This window comes from Alkalicoccus luteus (genome assembly GCF_052061695.1).
In the GTDB taxonomy this organism is placed as follows: domain Bacteria; phylum Bacillota; class Bacilli; order Bacillales; family Salisediminibacteriaceae; genus Alkalicoccus; species Alkalicoccus luteus.
In genome coordinates, this window is the sequence record NZ_JBPZEY010000011.1 from 74167 (window position 1) to 95224 (window position 21058).

Sequence of the window (21058 nt, forward strand, 5' to 3'; positions counted from 1 at the left end):
TGGTCTCCTCCTGCCTTCTGCGTGCGACTAAAAAAGCTGACTTTCACCGGTCTTGCCGGTAAAAGCAGCCTACTTGTCTATTCCGTGATTTCGAATGTTTCTGTCAGATCGACAGCCCCTTCAACAGTGCGTGCCATCGGACAGTTTTTTGCGGCAAGTGAGACCGCTTTTTCGACCTTTTTCTCTGCAAGGCCGCTTCCTTTTATCACGTAGTGAAGAGCAATTGCTGAAATACGGTTTGCAGCTTCTTCATCTCTCGTCACATCAGCGGTAACCGTCAGTGAATCAACCTGCATCCGCTGTTTTTCCATTACCTGCCTCAAAACCGAAGCACTGCACACAGCAATGGATGAAACCATCAGCTGAAAAGGGCGGAAGCCATGTGCTTCTTTTCCGCTGATTTTCAATGTGCCGAATTCAAATTCGGTTTCAAAATACTCGCCTTGCCACGTAAAATCCATTGTATCCCTCCTGTTATCTGCCCTTCCTATTTTACCTTTCTCCCCCTGCTTCGTCACGTAAAAGCTTCTTGCATATCTGCATAAGAAGTCTAAAATAGGTGAAGGATATTAACTACTCGAAGCAGGTGATGCGTATGGCTAACAAACCCGGCTTCCGTTACTGGGTGCTGATCGGCATGGTGCTGATCGCCGGATTTTCGCAGGGTATGCTGCTGCCCGTGCTTGCAGTGCTGCTCGAAAATGCTGGCACGTCCTCTGCTGCCAATGGTCTTAATGCAGCAGCTCTTTATATCGGAATTATTTTGGTTTCCCCTTTTATCGAACAGCCTGTTCGAAAATACGGTTATAAGCCGGTTATCCTGGTCGGGCTGGTGCTTGTTACCATCTCTGTCCTGCTGATTCCCTTATGGCAGGCATTCTGGTTCTGGTTTGTTCTGCGGATGATCGTAGGGATTGCCGATAACTTGATCCACTTTTCAACGCAAGTGTGGATCAGTACGACAGCTGATCCTGCCAAACGAGGCAGACAGCTGGCTTTATATGGCTTGTCTTTCGGACTCGGTTTTGGCCTTGGGCCGATGACAGTTCGGCTTTTAGATGTCAATCTTTATCTTCCGTTCGTCATTTCTGCCCTGCTCAGCCTCGTTGCACTTTGCTTTATGCTGTATTTAAAAAATGAATATCCTTCAGGAAATGTGGAAACTGCATCAAAGCTCGGTACCGTCGGCAGGTATAAAAAAGTGATAAAACTCGCATGGTTTGCGCTGCTCCCCGGCTTTTGCTACGGCTATCTGGAGGCCTCGATCCACGGGAACTACCCTGTCTACGCCATGCGGATGGGCATCGACTTGGAGCTGACGACTATGTTTCTGCTTCCGGGGTTCGTTTTCGGAAGCCTCGTAACCCAGTTCCCGTTAGGGATGCTGAGTGACCGGATTGGGCGCAGCCGCGTTTTGCTTGGACTCATGACCACCGGAGCAGTTAGTTTCTTTCTAATGCCGTTAATCGAACAATCCTCCGTACTGCTTTTCAGCGGATTTGTTTTAACCGGCATGCTGCTCGGCTCTTTATTTTCACTCGGGATTACGTATTTAGCAGACTTGGTTCCGGCTGATCTGCTGCCTACGGGTAACGTGATGACAGCGGTGCTGTTCGGATTCGGCAGCATGACCGGTCCGGTGATCGGCGGGTTCTTGATTGATACGGTCGGGTCCGGTGCCATCTATTTGTCCATTGGCGGCATGCTGACGCTTGCTGCAATGGCAGGTGTCGTTTTCGAATACCGAAAATCCTCCGGCCGGCTTCACCAAACAAACAAGCAGACAGCCTGATCTTTTTTCAAAGTAATAGAGCTGCCGCCGGATGATCCGGCGACAGCTCTTATTGCCATTCAACACGTATTTTTAATCAAACACTTCTGCTAATACATGCTTCGTTTCTTTTTTATTCAAGTTCTTCTCCACATAGCCTGCCGGCTCTGTCTGAAGAACTTCACCAAACGTGCGGGCCATGTCAGCTTCACCGACTACGTAAATTTCCTGCCAGCCGTGGTCTTTTTTAATTTTCTCCACTTTTTGAGCCATGTCTTTATAAAAACGGTATTTATTTTCCTCGAATCGCTGCTTGAACTTATCCACATGGCTCGCACCGGAAGCGGTTCGATCCTGCGAAGCGAGACCTTCTTTAAACGTCCACTCCTCCTTGCCGGAATCAAACTCATAGCTCCACTCGTCGTGGACTTCCCCGAGCGAGGTATCAATAACACGTACTTCATCATTATTCGGCATGACAACGCCAGCCCGCGGATAACTGCTTTGCAGGCTTTCAAGCTGGTCCAGCACTGGTGTTTCTTCCCAATGGAAAGAGGTTTCAACCGGCACTTGCAAATAATTGACTGACCAAAGATCTTCATGGTCGGATGCGAAGATAATGACACTCTTCAGTAAATTCGGCTGATTGCCATGGATTTCTTCTTCCACTTTTTTACGAAGCTTTTTATATGCTTTTTTCTCCTCTTGATCATCCGAGGCTTCGATATATTCATCAATTCGTTTCATACCGTTCTTGAGGCGGATCTTCCATTCCCCTTTTTGCTGGTCAGGATCAGACGGATCGGTGTTCAAGTAAACAGACAGAACACATTTACCGTCCGGACACTGTATTTTTTGGAGTGATTTCAGTTCGTTTGTTAATGCCATAGTCGATCAAACCTCCTAATAATATGTGTATTTTTTCTGTTGCCTGTTTCACAGGCATTAAAACATCTTTTTATTGTACTTCTCTAAAGCATCGAACAGAAAAGACGAAACGCTTCCTCAGTAGCAGGTTTTTTATTTACCGCCTTACCATGTAGAATTGCTATCCCCTTATGTAACTGGAAAAAGAGGCTGGGACAAAACCAGCATTAAAAGAAGCCCTTACCATTTTTGGTGAGGGCTTTCTGTATGAGGGGGTTGATCCTTCCAATGCCAATCGCTTGCCGCGGGCAAGGCTTCAGCTAACCGCCGCAAAAACAGCGGCGGTGGATCTTCAACCCTTGCTTTTTCCGCAGGCGTCTCTTGTCTTTTCACGATCAACCCATGATCAAGACCGTACGGTCTTAATTTCCCGATAAAAAAAGGATACCTTCAGGTTAAGTTAGAACGACCAAGTCATAACAAAACCGGAGGTATCCGTATGTTTAAAGAGTATAACATGGATCAGCTTGTACTGCTGATACATTTATCCTTTCCATGATCGAAACAGTTATTCGAAAACCGATCCGGAAGAGGATTCGTTCCTCTGTCCTAACGGACAAAAAGTCCCCTTCCGTTATAGGTCCCGCCGAAAGGATCGATCAGGATTTGAGCGGACATTCAAGGTCTACGAATGTGAAGACTGTACGAGTTGTCCTTTCCGCGTCGATTGTTCCAGGGCGAAGGAAGGGACGAACCGAAAGGTTTATTACAATGAAGGATGGGAAACGCAACAAGCACCTATCCGCCAACTGCTTTCGGAAGAGAAAACTGGAGCTTTCTATGGTCGGCGCAAAACCGACTTGGAAGCCGTTTTTGGATTTCTGAAGGCGAATTTGCGTTTCACCAGGATGTCGGTGAGAGGCAAAGCCAAGATAAAACAAGAACTGGGATTCGCCTTCATGGCCGTGAACAAGAGAAAGTTCACGGCCATGAGACAGATTCGTTCTTGCTTCTCCCAAATAAAACGCTTTCGACGACCCGCCTGGGTCATCGAAAGCGTTTTTTACGTGCTGGAGAAGTATTTTGTCCCAGCCTCTTTTTATTACAATTTATTTGGCCCTTCACCATGTTCAGGAACGTGCTCAAGTTCAACGTCTCCCTGATCGATTCGTTTCGGCTCCTCTTTAACTTCTTCAAGAAGGTCTTTCCACTCTGTATTAACTCCTTGAAGCACTCGGGATACTTCATCAAAATGGGACTTCATCTTTTTAGAAGCCTCCATGAGCTGCTTGACATCATCAGAAGCGTGATCCACTACGCGGGAAAGTTCTTCTCCCGAAGCCTTTAAATGCTGAACTACTTCTTCACGATTATCCCGCACCAATGCAATAAGGTTTTTCACCTGCACGCTGGAAGCAGAAGCCGCTCGTGTAACACCTTTTCTGGCTTTTGGACTTGAAGCTACGGCTGCAGCCGCTGCCAAAAGGCCTGCAATCGAGCCGGCTGTCACCCATTTAGAATTTTTGCTCATACACAAATCCCTCCGATCCTATCGTTAGTCACTCTGATTACCATTCTATAACAAATAGTGCTGGGAACCAACTGTCTGTTGCGAATTGTATTTCTCTGCGATAATTATGTTTAATTCCCTCCGCGAGTCTTTTGAAACCTGAACAGTCAACGATAGACCCTGATTTCATTAAATTCGTTTCTTTTTGTTGCGTCATCGCTTCGTAACTGGTATTGTCATTCCTTGTGCACGAAAAGTATGTGTTCCGTATTTATGAAGGAGAATAAACATGAAACATGCAAGAATAGACTGGCCGGTTATGGTTATAAGCGGCGGACTGCTGATCGCGTTTGTGATTGCTTCGCTGATCAATGCAGAAGCAGTAGGGGGCTTCGTTGACTGGTCCTTTACCTTTGCAACAACTTACTTCGGAGCATTTTGGCAAGTGCTTATGCTCGCTACGTTTCTTATCGCCATTATTATTGCCTTTTCCCGTTTTGGAAGAATTAAGCTCGGTGCGATGGATAAACCTGAATTTAGTACGTTTAAATGGATATCCATTATTATGTGTACGCTGCTGGCAGGAGGCGGTGTCTTCTGGGCTGCGGCCGAACCGATGTATCACTTTCTTGAAACACCGCCAATGTACGACGCAGAGCCAGGCACGGCGGGCGCTGTCATTCCAGCTATGGCGCAGTCATTTCTTGACTGGGCTTTCTCGCCTGGGCTGTCCTAGGTACACTTGCTGCTATCATTCTCATGCACGCCCACTATGATAAAGGCATGCCGCTGAAGCCGAGAACACTGCTTTATCCCGTTTTCGGTTCTAAAGTCATTCACAAAAATGCGGTCGGTACACTTGCTGATTCATTTTCTATCATTGCTGTTGCAGCGGGAACGATTGGACCTATCGGTTTTCTCGGCTTACAGGCCGCGTACGGCTTTGAATCCGTATTTGGACTGCCCAATACATTCCTTACCCAAGTCCTGATCGTATTTGGTCTCGTTTCTGTAGCCGCAGTTTCAGCTGTTACCGGCGTTCACCGGGGAATTCAGTTTCTCAGCAGATGGAACGTCATCTTAACAATGTTTTTGATTGGAGCTGTGCTGATTCTTGGTCCAGGCGGCTTTATTATCGATACATTTATCGGTACAACCGGGGTATATGTACGTGACTTTTTTGAACTGAGTCTCTATCGCCAGGATACAGCATGGCTGTCGTTTTGGACGCTGTTCTTCTGGGGATGGTTTATCGGTTATGCTCCAATGATGGCTATATTTATCAGCCGTATTTCCAGAGGAAGAACCATCCGTGAGCTGGTTACCGCTGTAGCCATTATCGCTCCAATAGTAACGAATTTCTGGTTTTCTGTTGTAGGTGGTTCCGGTATTTTCTACGAACTGCAGCAGGCAGGTGCTGTTTCCGGTGCCTTAGATGAAGGCGGTATGCCGGCGGCGATGATCGCTATTGTAGAACAAATGCCGTTTGGAACCGTGCTTGCGATTCTGTTTTTAATCGTTACCGTTGTTTTTGTTGCTACAACGAGTGACTCCATGAGCTATTCGATTTCCATGGCAGTTACAGGTGGAACAACGCCATCTGCCGGACTTCGTGTATTTTGGGCCGTTTTGATGGGAGCCGTCGCATCTGTTCTGCTCTATTTAGGTGAAGGAAGCGTCGATGCCCTGCAGTCCTTTATCGTCTTCACTGCAGTCCCGGTTTCTCTGCTGCTTCTGCCGACGCTCTGGACGGCACCGAAAACAGTGCGCAAAATGTACAAAGAGCAGTTTGACTCGCAGCATCGCCCGTAGTGTTAAACATGAAAAATGGACTGATTAAGAAGCCTGGATTTTTTTCCTGGCTTCTTTTCTTTTTAAGCTTTTTAAAAGCACAGCGGTTAAAACGTTAAACAGATTATGCAGCTTACGCCTCGTTTCCAGGTATACGAATCTATCCATACCCATCGTCAGCTGGTTCACGCTATTAAGGAAATCATAATTTGCGTAAAATCAGATAAAAACCGAGCGCGGGTGTATGCAGCTCGGTTTTTATGCGGAAGCAAAGCCCTCCGTATTCATCTAAAGCTGAAGCGATTCGTACACCGCCTTGTTTCCATCGATCCAGACGCTCACCCTGCCTTGTTGCTCAAGCAAATCGAGATGACCTAGTGTCTCGGAAAACGTGAGGTCCGGTTGTTTCTTAAACATGGTACCATAGACTGTTTTCGTCAACTCTGCCACTGTCATCGGCTGTTCTAATTTTGATAAAAACATATCCGCTTTCTGAAGCTGAGCCGTCAGCCTTTTTTCGATCAAAGTTCTCGGGTTAGTAATCATATCCCCGTGCCCGGAAAAAATAAGCGCTGTTCCTGCACACTTTTTTAATGACTGCCGATAATCCAGCAGTGTTTTCGGGCGTTCGGCTCCAGCTGAAGCGGGTGCTTCAATGATGGCGTTGGAGGAAATGTGTTTGATCACATGATCACCTGCAACCAGCAGCCCGTCTTCTTCACGCAGCAGACTGATATGTGTGCTGGCATGACCGGGCGTTTCGATAATTGTCCATCCTGGCAGCATTGGCGTCTGAACGGTCTCTTCCAGTTCATCTGTCATCTCTGCAGGTTGTACAAACTCCCTGTAGCGCTCCTGTTGGCGGACGATCTGCTCAATCACTTCCTCATCCATTCCATGTCTTTTAAAGAATGGACGAAAAAATGCTTCGATATGCTCGTAAAGTCCTTCATTCTTTTCAAGCCAAGGTTTTAAGAGCGGATGCCCTGCCGTTTTCGTTTTGCCCGTAAACATTCCGGCAAGACCGATATGATCGGGATGATGGTGTGTCAAAATCAGGAGATCGATATCCTCTGTTTCAAGTCCTCTCCCCCTGAGACCTTGTAACAGCGCCTGCTTCGCCTCCGGAGTATCCGGTCCTGTATCAATTAGAATATTTACGTCTCCGCTTATCAAGTACACATTCACATCTCCGACAAGGAACGGCGTCGGAATGATAATTCGTTCCACCTGACTCGTTCTAGAAGCAGTCCGCATCCGTTTCATCCTCCTTTTATTAACGTTCAATATATTGTAACAAACCTGTTATCTAAATTATCTGAATTTAGTGTATACTTATTCTTGAAGCCACATAAAAAGGATGGGATGACATGCGACGTATTAATCGAACCAGCTTTGAAGAGCTTGTCGAACAAAATAAACGTGACATTATGAATGACCAGCAGGCCGTTTCTGAGATCGAAGAAAAGCTTGACTCAAAATACGAAAAGCAGCTGAAAGCAGATTCTTGAATCTGCTTTCTCTGCATTTTATACGAAGCATGATTACTGCTGATACTTTTTAAGCAGCGACTGAAACTTCAGTGCGTGTGAAACATCTCCTTTTACCTTCAGTTTCCCGCTCATATAAGCCATGGTTGCATTTAAATCGTCTTCTGCAAGCTTTTGAAAGTATTCCCGGCTCATTTCAAGCACCAGTTTTGGTTCCCAGGGTGTTCCTTCTGCATAGTCGGCGGCTCCCTGATCGATTTTCAGCTGATAGGTACTATCCTCATCCGTAATGTGAAATTCATACGTGTAGGTCAATGATTCGATATGCTGCGGGTCTGCTTCCATTTTTTCAGTGAATTGCTGCAATACTTGTGAAACGGTCATCATAAGCCCTCCATTTGTGAATGATTATTCATTCATTATAGCTTCTTTCCTCCAATTTGTATAGAACTATACGAACAAATAAAATGCATACAGAAGCAGAAGCAGCAGAACGCCTCCGCTCAGCAGTCCGGCTGCGGCAACGGTCCCTGAAGCGGCTTGAAAACTTCCGGTATTAATCGTTTTACGATGCTTGAAATATAAATATGTACCTATTCCCAATACTGCTGCGCCTGCTGTAAATGAGAGCAGGCTGATCCAGATTGCCCCTCTCCCTGCCTGTTGATCCGAAAGAAGCAGCTCTGCTCCAAACACAAGAAACCCAATTCCCTTCATTGCAAGTGCGGTTCGAACCCATGCAAGAAACGTTCGCTCGTTTGCCAGATGCTGTTGAATATAGGAAGAATCCGGAGTAGGTTTCATCACGCTGCCTCCTCTGTTGTTTTGCTCCCGATCATGCTAAACTAAACAAGTTATGCTACCAGACAGGAGTTTTTAACTATGCGTACGTTTTTCATTATAGCAGGATTTTATGTAGCAGGCCTTGCGGCGCTTTCGTTCGGAATCAGCTTGATTATTACGGCCGGTCTTGGAGCCGGTCCCTGGGATGCCTTTTTTGTCGGTTTGTCTGAGTCGATCGGCCTTACAGTTGGGAGCTGGACGTTTATTGGCGGCTTCGTTTTGATTCTCATTAATGCAGCATTATTGCAGCAAAAGCCTGATTTTTCAGCACTTATTACGATGTTCTTAATTGGAAGCTTTATCGATTTCTGGATGCTTATTGTCCTAGCAGAAGCCGTTCCTGCTACGTTTATACAGCAGGCAGCCATTTTAACAGCTGGCATTTTATGCTGCGGCGCCGGCATTGCTTCTTACCTTCAGTCTTCCTTTGCCCGTAACCCGATTGACCACGCGATGATAGTGTTTCATACGCTGACTGGAAGAAGCTTGGCTTTCTCCAAAACAGCGCTTGAGCTGATGATTCTGGTTGCCGCTTTTTTCATCGGGGGTCCGATCGGGATCGGGACGTTGATCATTGCGTTTTTAATCGGTCCGCTGATTCAGGTTTTTCATCGACCTGTCACAGCCTTTCGTACAAGACTCACCGCATGATAATGGAAACGAAACCGGCAGCATGTCCTCATGCATGCCGGTTTTTTTGCTTTCACGCACTGAATTATTCCCTCTCTCCTACATTTTTCGTTCTTTTTACGACGATTTTTCTGTCTTTTTTGGCTCAGGGGGTTTACAAACGAAAATATATAAGTATCATTAAGAACGTTAATTATTTTTTTAACAAACTGAACAGACCGTGCTGTGTTCTCTTATCTGATCTTCCACTTCATTCCGGCAGCAGGAGATGACACGGCCGATAGTTTGCGAAAAAAGCATGAATGAAGGAGGTCCTCTCCAATGGCAGACTTTCACGAAGAGAAAGCCCGTGAGACGATTGATCATGCGAAAGAGCTGGTCATTGACTCCCTCGCGGAAACGATGGATCTTTACGGAGTAACCAGAAGCGCCGGAACCTTGTATGGGACAATGTATTTTGAAGGCGATATGACGCTGGATCAGATGAGAGATGAGCTTGGAATGAGCAAGCCGAGCATGAGCACCGGGGTCCGCAAGCTGCAGGACTTTAACGTCGTCAAAAAAACATTTAAAAAAGGCGAGCGTAAGCATACGTATGTAGCAGAACGGGATTTTTTCAAGTTTTTCTCCAATTTTTTCAGTAAGAAATGGGACCGCGAAGCCGCATTGAACCTGGAATCAATCCGGCATGCACAAAAAGAGCTCCTGGAGCTTTCCTCACAGGAAAATCTTCCGGAAAGCGTAAAGGAAGAAGCGAAATCAGTGTATACTATATTAGAAGAGTCCAAGCCTTATTATTACTGGCTTCAGCGGCTTTCTGCCTCTGTAAAATCCGGAGAAATTTTCGACTTGATTCCTTTTTATCCTGAAGATCAGGATACAAACGAATAAACGGTACCCCGGTGGTATCAAAATTTAGCAGGAGGTTGTCAAGCATGAAAAAGACGAACATGAACATCTGGAAGACATCAGCAGGAATAGGAGCGGCGGCACTGCTGCTGGCTGCCTGCGGAGAAGAAAACACAGGTGCAGATGAAGATTACAGCCCGGAAGGCCAGGAAATTGAGCTGACGTATGTAGCATGGGAATCGGAGCTTGCCTCCACAAACGTGATTGCGAAGGTTCTGGAGGAAGCAGGGTACGATGTAACGCTCACTGTCGTTGAGCAGGCACCGATGTGGGTCAGCGTAGCGAATGGCGACGCAGATGGATTTGTCGGTGCATGGCTCCCGTCTGATATGGCTTCTGAGTATGAACAGTACGGGGACGACATGGTAGACCTTGGCGCGAACCTGGAAGGAAGCCGCACCGGTCTTGCAGTTCCTGACTACATGGACATCACGAGCATTGATGAACTGTCTTCTGATGTCGTTGATGAAATCATCGGTATCGACGCTGGTGCGGGCATCATGATGTCCACTGAAGAAGTGGTCGACGTGTATGATCTTGATATTGATGCTTCTCCAAGTTCTGATGCTGCGATGACCGCTGCTCTGGATGCTGCTATTGACAATGAAGACCCGATCGTCGTAACAGCATGGCAGCCTCACTGGAAGTTTAACTCTTACGATATCCGCTTCCTGGAAGATCCGGAAGGTGTTTACGAGGAAGAGGAAGAAATTCGCACGATGGTCCGTGAAGGTCTTGAAGAGGATCATCCAGTTGCGTTTGACATCCTCGACAACTTTTATTGGGATGCTGACGACATGAACGAAGTCATGCTTGACGTAGCTGAAAACGACATGGAAATCGAAGACGCTGCTCAGCAGTGGATCGACAACAACCGTGAAACCGTTGACGAGTGGCTTGACGTTGAAGGTGCAGAAACAGATAACGAGGGTACGGATAACGAAGAATAAACGAAAGTAAGAAAGAGAGCGGTCCAGATACGGACCGCTCTTTCCAGAGTTGATAAAGTCTTTCGACTTACATGTTGATTCGTTTGGTTTTATTTCCCTTCTGCTTACCTAGCCTGCCCTGGGCTGACCTTCCGCTATTTCTCAGGGTGACCCCCTGTATGAAGGGAAGAAAGGCACGAGAGGATGGCGCGGCTTCACTCGGACTCAGGCTTCTCACGTGAAGCCTTCAAGAGCCAGTCCGGCTCCGCTCGTGCGATCTGCCGCTCCAAAACAAAGCGCTAGAGATTCTTCAGACTGCTTGTTGCGCCCCGCCGGACACATCGGGAAACAGATCTGCTTATTGGAAAATAACGTTTCACGATAATCAGAAGCGACTGCTTTTTTATGTTTATCATGATTTCTAGGAAGTCCGGACACTCCTATTCAATGTTGAAACGTCTCATCGGGAAGGTTTTATCCTGTATGGAAGCTGATTAACCAGGTATATGAAACGTACTGCCAGCTGCCTACATCGAAGGAGCTCGACTCCGAGAGGATTAGAACGAGGCGAAGATCCAGCGCTTCCGACGGAAGAAGGAAGCGGTTAGCTGAGCCCGTTCCCTCCGGAAAGCGAGGGTCCGCAGATACAGGCAGATGCAATCTTATTCACCTAAAATGACTTTATCAGCACTCTGAAAGAGAGCGGTCCAGATACGGACCGCTCTCTTTCTTTACATAGGAGTACGTGCTGCGCTTTCTATTCCGTACTTGAAACTGCCGCTGCATTTAACTTGTGAACGAAGCTGGATCGCATTTAATTGTTGCTGCGTCCATGCGCCTGTTACAACACGCTTTCACTCTCAACCGCAGCCGGCAAATGTTCTTCTACCCGCTGTTGAACAAGAGCAGCAAGCTCAGCTGCATCTATTTTCTTGTCCTGATGAATCGTAATCGGCTCTCCATACGTAACGATGACTCGAGCAGGCTTCATTTTTCCTCCGTTCGCTTCCATTAACCGGTACGACCCATTGATTGTAACGGGAACAATCGGCACTCCGGATAACTGCGCCAGCTTTAGGCTTCCTTTCTTAAACTGCCCCGGTTTTCCGCCCCGGTTTCGCGTACCCTCCGGAAATATAACCAGACTGCTTCCATTCTTCAACTTCTCAGAACCTTCCCGGATAGCAGCTACAGACTGCCGCCGGTCCTTTCGATCAATAAACACACAGTCAAGCAGCTTCATCCAAGAACCGATGAGCGGTATTTTTTTAACCTCTACCTTTGAAATAAAGCCGATTTTTCTATTAGCAGTTGAAAGTAGTATCGGGATATCGAAGTTGCCCTGATGTCCAGCAACAAACAGTACAGGTCCATCAGGCAGCTGTTCGTTTCCGTGAACGACTATTTTCCCTCCGGCAAACTTGACAAGACTTGCAGCCCAGAGGTACGCACGCCTGTGAATATAAGCGTCAGCTTTTTCCCCGTCCTTTCGTTTCAGCATGTGAGCAATTCCAAGTCCGGGAATCACCAGAACCAAGTGAATAAAAAAGTAGATAAACCATAACCCTGTTCGAATCATAACTGCATCCGCTTCCTTTCTAAAAATTCAATCAGCTGAAGCTGCTGCTTCAGGTGTAAAAAATCCGGTGTCAGGGAACATAATCGATGAATATGCCTTTTATAAAGGAGGTTGATTATGCCCCGCTATGATATTACCGTGACAGGCCGTGTGCAAGGTGTTGGATTTCGTTATTTTGCACAGCTCGAAGCCTTACAGCGGGAGCTCTCAGGTTGGGTCCGCAATGAGCCGGATGGATCTGTACGTATGGAAGCTCAAGGAGATGAAGAGAGCTTGCATGCGTTCATCCGTGCGCTTGGCCAGGCGAGATATCCGGCCGAGGTTGACCGGGTGATTCCGGTTGAGCTTGATGAAAAATCCGAACCTGCAAAGTTCCGCATCGTTCATTGATGTAGTAGTTCTTCAGCGATCAGCCGATACGACTGCATCCGGTTTTCATGCGAGTGCAGGTTACTGATAATCATCAGCTCCTGCGCTTTCGTTCGTGCAGCAAGCTCCTGCAGCTGAGAAGCAGCTGACTTGGCGCTTCCGACAATCAGTCTGCGGCGATTTTCTTTCTGACGCTCCCCATCATATCCGGACCAGTCGTGGGCTTCTGCTTCTTCCGGATGCGGAATTTCCGGAAGAGGCGCCCCTTTTTCTGCTGATAATACAGCTAAGTCTACGCTTTTTGCCAGCCTTTCCGCTTCTTTGTCAGTCGGTGCACACACAACGGAAGCAGCAGCCATGAAATAAGGCTCGTCCAACCACTCAGAGGATTGAAACTGATCCACATAAACAGCTGCCGCTCGATCGGTTTCCTCTTCATTAATGAAATGCGCAAATGTAAATGGGAGTCCATGCGCGGCAGCAAGTGCTGCTCCCTTTTCTGAAGAGCCAAGAATCCAAACTGGAGGCGCTGTACGTACTGAGGGGCCTGCTTTCGCCTCGCCGTACACATATTTTTCTACAGGCCGGTCATGCAGCCAGTTTAAAAGATCCTCCAGCTGTTCTGGATACCTTGCTGCATTCCGCGGACGGCCTTCACTTAATGCCAGTGAAGCTCTAGGCATACCGCCGGGCGCCCTGCCAATCCCGGCATCAATTCTGCCCGGATACAGGGCTTCCAGCATATGAAACAGTTCAGCTGCACGATACGCACTGTAGTGAGGCAAAAGCAGCCCCCCTGTTCCAAGCCTGATGACGCTTGTTTGGGAGCCGATACGGCTCAGCAGTATTTCCGGTGCGGTACAGGCTAACCCTGGACTATCGTGATGTTCTGCAGCCCAGTAGCGGTAATAGTCCAGCTTTTCGGCCATAGCTGCCAGTTCAATGGACTGATGAAGAGAGATCCGGGCAGAGCCGCCGTACACTACAGGGGACTGATCAAGCACACTGAGTCGCATTAGCTACTCTGCTCCTTTATCAACAGATTCTGGGGCACCGAACCGCTGAAACACATTCGATCCTGTTTCTTTATAAACGGTGCGGCCTGCAATGTCATTGATGATCGTTGCGTTACGATGAACAGCTAGTGCCAGATTGGTCGCGCCGGCACCATGCGAGTGAACGATATCAGTTAGCGTATAAAGCCTGCCGGTCCGCTCGTCAGGAAAGGATACGTCGAAACGCCGGTTGATTTTCAGCCATCCGTCCCCTTCCCTGTTCGCGTCCTTTGTGAGCACGTCAAGCCATTCCGGTACATCAGGCTTGTAGCCGGTTCCAAGAATCACCCTGTCGACGGTTACATCGAATGTTTCTTCCTGCTGATGCTGCCGAAGCGTAACGGTGTACGAGCTATCGCTGTTCGCTGTAATATTCTCCACTTCCGTATTCGCCTGGATGCAAGCTCCGCTTGAATATCCACCAGCTGTACGATGATAAAGAACATCGTAGATTTTATGCAAGGTGCTTTCTTCCACTCCATTTCGCAGCTGCGTCAGATTAGGCAGCTCTTCCAGTCTCCTCTCCAGCGGGAGTTGATGGAAATAGTTAATGTAATCTGGAGAGAATATTTCCTGACCGAGCTTACCTGATTCCAGCTGAAAAAAACCGGATGATCTGGTAAACCAGTGCAGCTCAGGCCGGTCATCTTTTTGAAGCAGCTCAAGAAACACTTCGGCTGCACTTTGACCTGAGCCAGCTATCAGCACGCTGCCTGCTCCCGCAATACTGTCTTCCTGCATGACATATTGACTTGTATGCAGCACATCCTCGGGAGGATGGCCCTGCAGGGGCTCTGGTATGAGCGGCTTTGTTCCTGTACCAACTACGATATGATCAGCATAATACACCGTTTCTACTTTCGTCTCCTGATCGAGCACCTGCACGCAGTAGCACCCTTGATCATAGGTAACATCTGTTACACGTCTTCCAAAGAGACAGTTATGCAGTTGATCTGCGGTCCAGCGGGCGTAGTAGTTATATTCTCTCCGGGGGATATCGAAGCGGTTAAAAAAGAAAAAGGCGTGCAGCCGGCCTTGTGAAGATAAATAGTTCAAAAAAGAATACGGGCTCGTTGGATCTGCCATCGTTACCAGATCGGCTAAAAACGGAACCTGCAGATCTGCTCCTTCGATCAACATACCGGGATGCCACTGAAATTCAGGCGATTCATCAAAGAAAAGAGAGGTAACCCCCTCCGCTTTCGTTAACAGTGCGGCGAGCCCCAGATTAGCAGGTCCGATTCCAATTCCAATTACATGATAATTCGTCTTTTTTTGTGCCATGGGCTGATTGGACATCCTTTCACTCCAGCATCGATCAATTAGATGGGACAGGCCCGCCTTATGAAAACGGGCACAAGCAGCACGATACTTTTTTGGAGGTGTTTTGTTATGACCCAGCCGACTTTTGCCGTCTGGTTTCGAAATGATTTTCGTTTTCACGACCACCCTGCTCTGAAAGCTGCCTGGAATGCAGCAGAGGAGCACGATGGCAACCTGATGTTTTTCTTTCATCTGCATCCGGATTTTCAGCATAACACAGATAGCAGCAATGATTACTTTTTTCAAACAGCAGCTTCGTTCAAATCACAATGCGAGGAGGCGGGTCTGAAGCTTCATATTCTCTCAGGTACAGTAGAAGAAGCATTCAGCCTGCTGGCTGAACGGACTTCCTCCCTGCGCGAAATCTTTTATATCGAGGATTATACACCTTTTTCACACGAACGCGACAGCGAAGCCTTTCGCACCCTGGAAAAATCAGATATTCAGTTTACCAGCACGCCGGGAAGCTATATACACGAGCCGGACGAGATCGTTAAAAACGATGACACTCCTTACAAAGTATATACTCCCTTTTCACGCAAGTGGCTGCAGGAAGACAAACCGGCGGAAGCCGATGATAATCACGACCAGTTCCATAAGCGGTATCATCCGCATCAATCGCTTTCTGCTGACGGCGAAAAGGCCTTTGAGCAGGTTCTCTCTTCCTGCAGCCGTAAGTGGCAGGCGCTTGGCGAAGCGGCCGCACTCGACAGACTGGAGGATTTTATCGATGACCGTATAGCACACTATGACAAGGAACGAGACCGTCCCGCCGTTGCCGGCACGAGTCGGCTGTCCCCTTATATCCGCACCGGCGCCCTCTCTGTCAGACGTATTTACCATGCAGCGGCAGATAAAGGCGGACAGGGTGCGGAAACATTTATCAAAGAGCTTGCGTGGAGAGATTTTTACGCGATGATCATGTATCATTTCCCGGAGACGGCAGACCAGGAATTCCAGGAGAAGTTCCGTTCGCTCGAATGGGTGACCAGTAAAGAAAACCTGCAAGCCTGGCAGGAGGGTCGTACAGGGTTCCCGATTGTTGATGCCGGAATGCGCCAGTTGAATGAAACCGGATGGATGCATAACAGGCTTCGCATGATCACCGCCTCCTTTTTAACAAAGGATTACCATATTGACTGGCGGGAAGGAGAAGCATATTTTGCTGATAAGCTGATTGATCATGACCCGGCTTCAAACGTCGGGGGCTGGCAGTGGGCCGCTTCGACTGGCACCGATGCAGTACCGTATTTTCGTGTGTTCAGTCCGATCCGTCAGTCTGAACGGTTTGATCCGGATGGCTCTTTCATCAGACGTTATGTGACGGAGCTGGCGGATGTTCCTGATAAATGGATTCACGAACCTCACAAGATGCCGGAGGAAGAACAACAACAAGCATCATGTACCATTGGGGAGGATTATCCCGAACCGACAGTCGATCATAAACTGGAACGAAAAAAAGCGATCGAGATGTATCAGGATAAGGGGGAGTAAAAAGTGGAGATCCGGCGGCTGAAGTCATCAGAAGCAGAGCATGCAGTAAAAATGTCAGAATTTGCATTTCAGTACGAGCTGACCGAAGAACAGCGCAGAGCACGCCTGGCTGATATGAATCCTCAGGAAACGTGGGTGATTGAAGAAAACGGTGAGATGCTGTCAAAAGCAGCCGTCCTGCCGATGGACATTTACTTCTATGACATGAGCATCCCGGCAGGCGGAGTCTCCGGAGTTGCTACATGGCCGGAGGAGCGGCGCAAAGGACACGTCGGCAAGCTGCTTTACCATTCCCTTCAGCAAATGAGAAAAGAAGGCAGGCTCCTGTCTCTGCTGTATCCTTTTTCCATTCCGTTTTACCGCAGATTCGGCTGGGAACTATACGCCGATCAGGAAACGTGCGTGTTGAAACGGGAGCAGTTCCCGTTGTTTGAGCCCAGTGAAGGCAAAGTGAGCCGGATTACGCCGGATGCCCAGAAAATTGGTCCGGTGTATGATCGATGGGCCGCGAACATCAATGGTTCCGTCGTGAGGTCAGCTGAATGGTGGCGCAAGAATACATTTAAACGCAAGCCTGGAACCTGTGCGGTTTACACCCGTGGTGATGATATCTTCGGCTACATGATTTATGAAATGAAAGATAGAAAAATGACCGTACATGAAATAATTTGGCTCGATCCGGACGCGCGTCGCGGTCTTATGGGCTATATACGCAATCACGATTCCATGGCCGATACGGTATCGATTACCGGCAGAGCGCATGATATGATGCCGTTCCTGCTTCCGGATCCGAAGGTAGAGCGGAATGTAGCCTCTTATTTCATGGCGCGAATCGTATCGTGCGAGCCACTTTTGAGCCTGCTCCCGCTCGAGCTGAAAACAAATGAATCGGTCATGCTGCATGTGAGCGATGAATTTTGCCCTTGGAATGATGGAACGTATATTTTATCTGCAGATTCCGGTCCCCCGTCCCGTGTCCGGTTTTTCCCTCCGCGAAATGAAGAAGACCGATCGCTGCGGCAACTTTCCAAAAAGGGGATCAAACTTGATATTAATATGCTGTCTGCTATCATTATGGGAGCACAAAAGCCGGTTCGTCTTTGGGAAGAAGGCATGATTGAAGGAGAAGAGGATATGGTACGGCTCCTGCAGCGGGCTCTGCCGGACTATCCTCCGTTCATTTACGATTTTTTCTGAGCCGGCCGTGCTCGATGAACAAAGCAGGAGGATAGAATGATGCATCCATTAAAAACATTTTTTGAAAAGCTGTACGGACAGGTTCCAAACGACAGTTCGTTAAGGCTCTATTACTGGGTTACCGCCGTTATTTTCTTTATACCGGCAGCACTGTCACCTGTGTTCCTGGTCGCTTATTATGTACAGTTCGGCTTAGGGTATGTCCTGACGTACGGACTGCTGATGCTTGCTGCTGTCTGGATCTTCATGCCGCTTTTTTTCAGACTGATCATGAAGATGAATCGATTTTTGTTTAATGAGAAAGACCGAAAACAATAAGATGAACGAAAAGGGATCCGGCTTTGATAATAAAGCCGGATCCCTTTCGTACCCAAACGGCAAGATAGGCCGTATGAAGGTTGGTTTGACATCTTTGAAGCTGCAGCCGTTATTCCCACATTTTTTTCAGCGTATTTAACGTTTTCTGCGAAGGATTATAACGGATCGGCAGATCAAACTTCGTCGTTTGCTTTAGAATACTTTTTCGATGTGTAAATGTATCAAAGCTGTCTTTCCCGTGATAGGCTCCATGACCGCTCTCTCCTACCCCGCCAAACGGAAGATACGGCGTGCTGATATGCATAATAGTATCGTTGATGCAGCCTCCTCCAAAAGACAGGTTGCTGATAATCATCTGCTCAGTGTCCTTATTTTCGGTGAACAGATACAGGGCAAGCGGATTAGGCCTCTCCCGCACAAAATCCAGCACTTCATGCTCATACTGATACGAAACGATCGGCAAAATCGGCCCAAATATTTCATCTTCCATAACTGGATCATCCAGCTGGACGTCCATCATAATCGTCGGCTCTACCTTTCGGCTGTCCCGATCAAAAGCGCCGCCGTATAATATTTTCTCCTTATCAAGAAGCTCTGCCAGTCTGTCCACATGCTCTTCCGATATGATTCTTGGATAGCTTCGTTTCCCCCGTACCTCCGGACCGAAGAACCGTTTCGTGTACTGCACCACAAGCTTCAAAAACTTTCGGCGCGATGATTCATGAATCAGTACGTAATCCGGAGCAACGCACGTTTGACCAGCATTTAAGAACTTTCCCCATACGATCCGTTTCGCTGCAAGCTTCAGGTTGGCATCCTCTGTTACAATAGCGGGGTTTTTACCGCCAAGCTCCAATGTAACAGGAATCAGCCGCTCTGCTGCTTTAGCCATCACTTTTTTCCCTGTATGCTTAGAGCCCGTAAAGAAGATATAGTCCAGCTTTTGATCCAGAAGAGCTTTCGAAACTTCCGCATCCCCTTCTACAACGGCGATATATTCTTCCGCAAAGGTAGCCGTAACAATATCCCGAATGACCATGCTCGTATTGGGCGTCATTTCAGACGGTTTAACAATTGCCGTGTTGCCAGCGGCAATCGCTCCGATCAGCGGCGTCATCGCAAGCTGGAAGGGATAGTTCCAAGGGCTGATGATCAGTGCGACCCCGTAAGGATCTTTATAGACATAGCTTTTGCTGCCAACATGGGAAATGGGTGCTTTCTGCTTTTGAGGAGAAGCCCAGTAATCCATGTTTTTGTACATATCCTTAAGTTCACTGTAAAAGAATCCGATCTCTGTTAAATATGCTTCGAATTCTCCTTTATTCAAATCCTTTTTCAGCGCCTCCACGATTTGGGATTCCCGCTTTTGAACAGCCTCCTTCAGAAGCTGGAGCTGCCGTTTACGAAACGCTATCCCCCGCGTATGCCCGCCGTAAAAGTACTCTTTTTGTTTACTGACAAGTGCCTGCATCATTTCCTGCATTCTATATCACGTCCTCATTCAGCATTCCTGCCTGATTAGTCGTCGTTCGCTCCGATAGCGTCACACTCCAGGTTCTCTATGGACCTGTTCCACGTTCAATTGCTCTGCAAACGTGCCTGTCGAAAACGCTGCCTGACGATCTTAAGGCGGTAAGCCAGCATCGCCGCACAGACAGTCAGTCCGATAATTAAGCCGATCCAATACCCAAACGGACCGAGCGGCGTCCATACTGCTGCCGCATGTCCTGACGGCAGGCCGATAAGCCAAAATGCTGCCAGCGCCATAAGAAACGGGATATTAACGTCTTTATAGCCTCGGAGCACTCCTTGGATTGGTGTATTTACCGCATCCGACATTTGAAAGAACACGGCGTACAGCAAAAAGAGGGTGATCAGCTCTGCCAGCTCCGGATCCTGCGTATATATAAATGCTGCCGGCTCCCTTAGCAGATAAATAATCACCGACGCAGCCACTCCCATAACAGCTGCTCCTATAATACCGATTTTCGTATATGAATCCGCATCGTGAAGGCGTTCTGCCCCGGCTTCATAACCTACGGCTATCGTCAGGGCAAAAGCAAAGCTCAGCGGAATCATGTACAGCAGACTGGCAAAGTTCACTGCTGCCTGATGAGCAGCGATTACCTCTGTCGAATATTGGCTCATAAGGAGGGTTACTGCTGAAAAAATGCTTGTCTCAAAAAAAATCGTTAACCCGATTGGCATTCCAAGCAGCAGGAGCTCCTTCCATGCTTTTGTGGATATACCGCTCCATCCCCTGTAAATGCCAAATCCGGAAAACGGGCGCACGCGGGCTGTCGTATAGAAAGTAACCGAAAAAATAAACCAATACGTAATCGCCGACGCATAACCGGCTCCAATCCCGCCAAGTTCCGGAAAGCCGAATGCCCCAAAAATCAGCACATAGTTGAAGAATGTATTCACCGGCAGAGCCAGCAGCGTGATAACCATTGTTGTGCGGGTCTGTCCAAGTGAATCAATAAAACCTCTCAGCGCATTGTACAAAAACAGCGGCAGCATACCTGCGGCCAGTCCGATTAAATAGTGCTTTGCTATGTAGGCTGCTTCCGGCTCCAAATCCATAAGTGCAAGCACCGGGTCGAGCAAAAAGAAGCCCAGTACGGCAACTGCTGCCGTTAATCCAGCCGCAAGCCACATGCCCTGCTGCACATAAAATGCAGTCTTTTCACTCTTTCCCGCCCCTGCATTCTGAGCGAGAATAGGCGTCAGCGCCATTAATATTCCCGATACTCCCGTCAAGATCGGGATCCACAACGAGCTCCCCACCGCTACGCCAGCAAGATCCACGGCTCCGGCATGTCCGGACATGGCGGTATCGATAAAATTCATCATGTACAACCCGACCTGTGTGACTAGGATCGGCCACATGACAGCAGCCAGCAGGGCCAGCTTTTCTTTTCCTGAATAAGTCTCACGCATTCATGACATGTCCTCTCCTGCTCAATAACGGATTAATCAT

General features: G+C 47.9%; 20 protein-coding genes and 2 pseudogenes. 11 read left to right on the forward strand and 11 right to left on the reverse strand.

The features are described 5' to 3' along the window. Window positions 1–77: 77 nt before the first annotated feature. Window positions 78–461, reverse strand: a complete 384-nt coding sequence (locus ACSZLD_RS14190; protein WP_377907686.1) for an OsmC family protein — start codon at window positions 459–461, stop codon at window positions 78–80. Between the two features lie 134 nt (window positions 462–595). Here ACSZLD_RS14190 and ACSZLD_RS14195 point away from each other — a divergent pair, with 134 nt between their 5' ends. Next, window positions 596–1792, forward strand: a complete 1197-nt coding sequence (locus ACSZLD_RS14195; RefSeq protein WP_377907685.1) for an MFS transporter — start codon at window positions 596–598, stop codon at window positions 1790–1792. 72 nt (window positions 1793–1864) lie between these two features. Here ACSZLD_RS14195 and ACSZLD_RS14200 read toward each other — a convergent pair whose 3' ends face one another. Then, entirely contained in the window at window positions 1865–2659 is a 795-nt protein-coding gene (locus ACSZLD_RS14200; RefSeq protein WP_377907684.1) for a VLRF1 family aeRF1-type release factor, read from the reverse strand. 524 nt (window positions 2660–3183) lie between these two features. Between ACSZLD_RS14200 and ACSZLD_RS14205 the strand changes: the two are divergent. Beyond that, a pseudogene (locus tag ACSZLD_RS14205) lies at window positions 3184–3801 on the forward strand (transposase); the annotation flags it as partial. Here ACSZLD_RS14205 and ACSZLD_RS14210 read toward each other — a convergent pair. Further along, complete coding sequence (locus tag ACSZLD_RS14210; RefSeq protein WP_444685563.1) at window positions 3741–4169, reverse strand: hypothetical protein; 429 nt, start codon at window positions 4167–4169, stop codon at window positions 3741–3743. The pseudogene ACSZLD_RS14205 and the gene ACSZLD_RS14210 overlap by 61 nt on opposite strands. Before the next feature lie 298 nt (window positions 4170–4467). Here ACSZLD_RS14210 and ACSZLD_RS14215 point away from each other — a divergent pair. Further along, window positions 4468–5960: pseudogene (locus tag ACSZLD_RS14215) on the forward strand (BCCT family transporter). 267 nt (window positions 5961–6227) lie between these two features. On the opposite strand, the gene ACSZLD_RS14220 reads toward ACSZLD_RS14215, so the two are convergent. Then, window positions 6228–7205: an MBL fold metallo-hydrolase gene (locus ACSZLD_RS14220; RefSeq protein ID WP_444685564.1), complete on the reverse strand. Its 978-nt coding sequence runs from the start codon at window positions 7203–7205 to the stop codon at window positions 6228–6230. 104 nt (window positions 7206–7309) lie between these two features. Here ACSZLD_RS14220 and ACSZLD_RS14225 point away from each other — a divergent pair, with 104 nt between their 5' ends. After that, window positions 7310–7450, forward strand: a complete 141-nt coding sequence (locus ACSZLD_RS14225; protein WP_377907680.1) for an FbpB family small basic protein — start codon at window positions 7310–7312, stop codon at window positions 7448–7450. A 33-nt stretch (window positions 7451–7483) separates the two neighbouring features. Here ACSZLD_RS14225 and ACSZLD_RS14230 read toward each other — a convergent pair whose 3' ends face one another. Both ACSZLD_RS14230 and ACSZLD_RS14235 read right to left on the reverse strand, forming a co-directional pair. Further along, complete coding sequence (locus tag ACSZLD_RS14230) at window positions 7484–7813, reverse strand: SCP2 sterol-binding domain-containing protein (protein WP_377907679.1); 330 nt, start codon at window positions 7811–7813, stop codon at window positions 7484–7486. 66 nt (window positions 7814–7879) lie between these two features. Then, complete coding sequence (locus ACSZLD_RS14235; RefSeq protein ID WP_377907678.1) at window positions 7880–8233, reverse strand: YidH family protein; 354 nt, start codon at window positions 8231–8233, stop codon at window positions 7880–7882. 78 nt (window positions 8234–8311) lie between these two features. Here ACSZLD_RS14235 and ACSZLD_RS14240 point away from each other — a divergent pair, with 78 nt between their 5' ends. From ACSZLD_RS14240 to ACSZLD_RS14250, 3 genes are all read left to right on the forward strand, one after another. Continuing rightward, window positions 8312–8923, forward strand: a complete 612-nt coding sequence (locus ACSZLD_RS14240; RefSeq protein ID WP_377907677.1) for a YczE/YyaS/YitT family protein — start codon at window positions 8312–8314, stop codon at window positions 8921–8923. A 300-nt stretch (window positions 8924–9223) separates the two neighbouring features. Next, window positions 9224–9793, forward strand: coding sequence for a choline uptake/conversion transcriptional regulator CudC (gene cudC, locus ACSZLD_RS14245; RefSeq protein WP_377907676.1), 570 nt, complete (start codon window positions 9224–9226; stop codon window positions 9791–9793). A 44-nt stretch (window positions 9794–9837) separates the two neighbouring features. Continuing rightward, entirely contained in the window at window positions 9838–10761 is a 924-nt protein-coding gene (locus tag ACSZLD_RS14250; RefSeq protein WP_377907675.1) for a glycine betaine ABC transporter substrate-binding protein, read from the forward strand. Between the two features lie 820 nt (window positions 10762–11581). Here the strand turns inward: ACSZLD_RS14250 and ACSZLD_RS14255 are convergent. Further along, window positions 11582–12319 carry a lysophospholipid acyltransferase family protein gene (locus ACSZLD_RS14255; protein WP_444685565.1) on the reverse strand — a complete coding sequence of 246 codons (738 nt, stop codon included), beginning with the start codon at window positions 12317–12319 and terminating at the stop codon, window positions 11582–11584. 117 nt (window positions 12320–12436) lie between these two features. On the opposite strand from ACSZLD_RS14255, the gene ACSZLD_RS14260 reads away from it, so the two are divergent. Next, entirely contained in the window at window positions 12437–12709 is a 273-nt protein-coding gene (locus ACSZLD_RS14260; RefSeq protein WP_444685566.1) for an acylphosphatase, read from the forward strand. Here ACSZLD_RS14260 and ACSZLD_RS14265 read toward each other — a convergent pair. Both ACSZLD_RS14265 and ACSZLD_RS14270 read right to left on the reverse strand, forming a co-directional pair. Then, on the reverse strand, window positions 12703–13704 hold the full coding sequence (locus tag ACSZLD_RS14265) for an LLM class flavin-dependent oxidoreductase (protein WP_377907671.1): 1002 nt from the start codon (window positions 13702–13704) through the stop codon (window positions 12703–12705). The two genes, ACSZLD_RS14260 and ACSZLD_RS14265, sit on opposite strands and share 7 nt — an antisense overlap. A 3-nt stretch (window positions 13705–13707) precedes the next feature. Next, on the reverse strand, window positions 13708–15042 hold the full coding sequence (locus tag ACSZLD_RS14270; protein WP_444685567.1) for a lysine N(6)-hydroxylase/L-ornithine N(5)-oxygenase family protein: 1335 nt from the start codon (window positions 15040–15042) through the stop codon (window positions 13708–13710). Window positions 15043–15135: 93 nt separating this feature from the next. Between ACSZLD_RS14270 and ACSZLD_RS14275 the strand changes: the two genes are divergently transcribed. From ACSZLD_RS14275 to ACSZLD_RS14285, 3 genes are read left to right on the forward strand one after another with little or no spacing between them, the layout of a single operon-like run. Then, the gene (locus ACSZLD_RS14275; protein ID WP_444685568.1) at window positions 15136–16560 is read left to right on the forward strand and encodes a cryptochrome/photolyase family protein; all 1425 of its coding nucleotides are present in this window, start codon (window positions 15136–15138) and stop codon (window positions 16558–16560) included. A gap of 3 nt (window positions 16561–16563) precedes the next feature. Beyond that, window positions 16564–17757: a GNAT family N-acetyltransferase gene (locus ACSZLD_RS14280; RefSeq protein ID WP_377907668.1), complete on the forward strand. Its 1194-nt coding sequence runs from the start codon at window positions 16564–16566 to the stop codon at window positions 17755–17757. A gap of 39 nt (window positions 17758–17796) precedes the next feature. Beyond that, window positions 17797–18075 (forward strand): hypothetical protein, encoded by a 279-nt coding sequence (locus ACSZLD_RS14285; protein ID WP_444685569.1) that lies wholly within the window; start codon window positions 17797–17799, stop codon window positions 18073–18075. 109 nt (window positions 18076–18184) lie between these two features. Here ACSZLD_RS14285 and ACSZLD_RS14290 read toward each other — a convergent pair whose 3' ends face one another. Together ACSZLD_RS14290 and ACSZLD_RS14295 are read right to left on the reverse strand one after the other, a co-directional pair. Next, window positions 18185–19558 carry an aldehyde dehydrogenase gene (locus tag ACSZLD_RS14290; protein WP_377907666.1) on the reverse strand — a complete coding sequence of 458 codons (1374 nt, stop codon included), beginning with the start codon at window positions 19556–19558 and terminating at the stop codon, window positions 18185–18187. Between the two features lie 95 nt (window positions 19559–19653). Continuing rightward, window positions 19654–21018 (reverse strand): MATE family efflux transporter, encoded by a 1365-nt coding sequence (locus ACSZLD_RS14295; protein ID WP_444685570.1) that lies wholly within the window; start codon window positions 21016–21018, stop codon window positions 19654–19656. Between the last annotated feature and the right edge of the window lie 40 nt (window positions 21019–21058).

Coding starts and splice junctions, on each gene's coding strand:
- ACSZLD_RS14240 (WP_377907677.1), top strand. CDS start 8,312: ATGCGTACGTTTTTCATTATAGCAGGATTTTATGTAGCAGGCCTTGCG.
- ACSZLD_RS14195 (WP_377907685.1), top strand. CDS start 596: ATGGCTAACAAACCCGGCTTCCGTTACTGGGTGCTGATCGGCATGGTG.
- ACSZLD_RS14270 (WP_444685567.1), bottom strand. CDS start 15,042: ATGTCCAATCAGCCCATGGCACAAAAAAAGACGAATTATCATGTAATT.
- ACSZLD_RS14275 (WP_444685568.1), top strand. CDS start 15,136: ATGACCCAGCCGACTTTTGCCGTCTGGTTTCGAAATGATTTTCGTTTT.
- ACSZLD_RS14225 (WP_377907680.1), top strand. CDS start 7,310: ATGCGACGTATTAATCGAACCAGCTTTGAAGAGCTTGTCGAACAAAAT.
- ACSZLD_RS14260 (WP_444685566.1), top strand. CDS start 12,437: ATGCCCCGCTATGATATTACCGTGACAGGCCGTGTGCAAGGTGTTGGA.
- ACSZLD_RS14290 (WP_377907666.1), bottom strand. CDS start 19,558: ATGCAGGAAATGATGCAGGCACTTGTCAGTAAACAAAAAGAGTACTTT.
- ACSZLD_RS14220 (WP_444685564.1), bottom strand. CDS start 7,205: ATGAAACGGATGCGGACTGCTTCTAGAACGAGTCAGGTGGAACGAATT.
- ACSZLD_RS14255 (WP_444685565.1), bottom strand. CDS start 12,319: ATGATTCGAACAGGGTTATGGTTTATCTACTTTTTTATTCACTTGGTT.
- ACSZLD_RS14200 (WP_377907684.1), bottom strand. CDS start 2,659: ATGGCATTAACAAACGAACTGAAATCACTCCAAAAAATACAGTGTCCG.
- ACSZLD_RS14210 (WP_444685563.1), bottom strand. CDS start 4,169: ATGAGCAAAAATTCTAAATGGGTGACAGCCGGCTCGATTGCAGGCCTT.
- cudC (WP_377907676.1), top strand. CDS start 9,224: ATGGCAGACTTTCACGAAGAGAAAGCCCGTGAGACGATTGATCATGCG.
- ACSZLD_RS14285 (WP_444685569.1), top strand. CDS start 17,797: ATGCATCCATTAAAAACATTTTTTGAAAAGCTGTACGGACAGGTTCCA.
- ACSZLD_RS14295 (WP_444685570.1), bottom strand. CDS start 21,018: ATGCGTGAGACTTATTCAGGAAAAGAAAAGCTGGCCCTGCTGGCTGCT.
- ACSZLD_RS14265 (WP_377907671.1), bottom strand. CDS start 13,704: ATGCGACTCAGTGTGCTTGATCAGTCCCCTGTAGTGTACGGCGGCTCT.
- ACSZLD_RS14250 (WP_377907675.1), top strand. CDS start 9,838: ATGAAAAAGACGAACATGAACATCTGGAAGACATCAGCAGGAATAGGA.
- ACSZLD_RS14230 (WP_377907679.1), bottom strand. CDS start 7,813: ATGACCGTTTCACAAGTATTGCAGCAATTCACTGAAAAAATGGAAGCA.
- ACSZLD_RS14235 (WP_377907678.1), bottom strand. CDS start 8,233: ATGAAACCTACTCCGGATTCTTCCTATATTCAACAGCATCTGGCAAAC.
- ACSZLD_RS14190 (WP_377907686.1), bottom strand. CDS start 461: ATGGATTTTACGTGGCAAGGCGAGTATTTTGAAACCGAATTTGAATTC.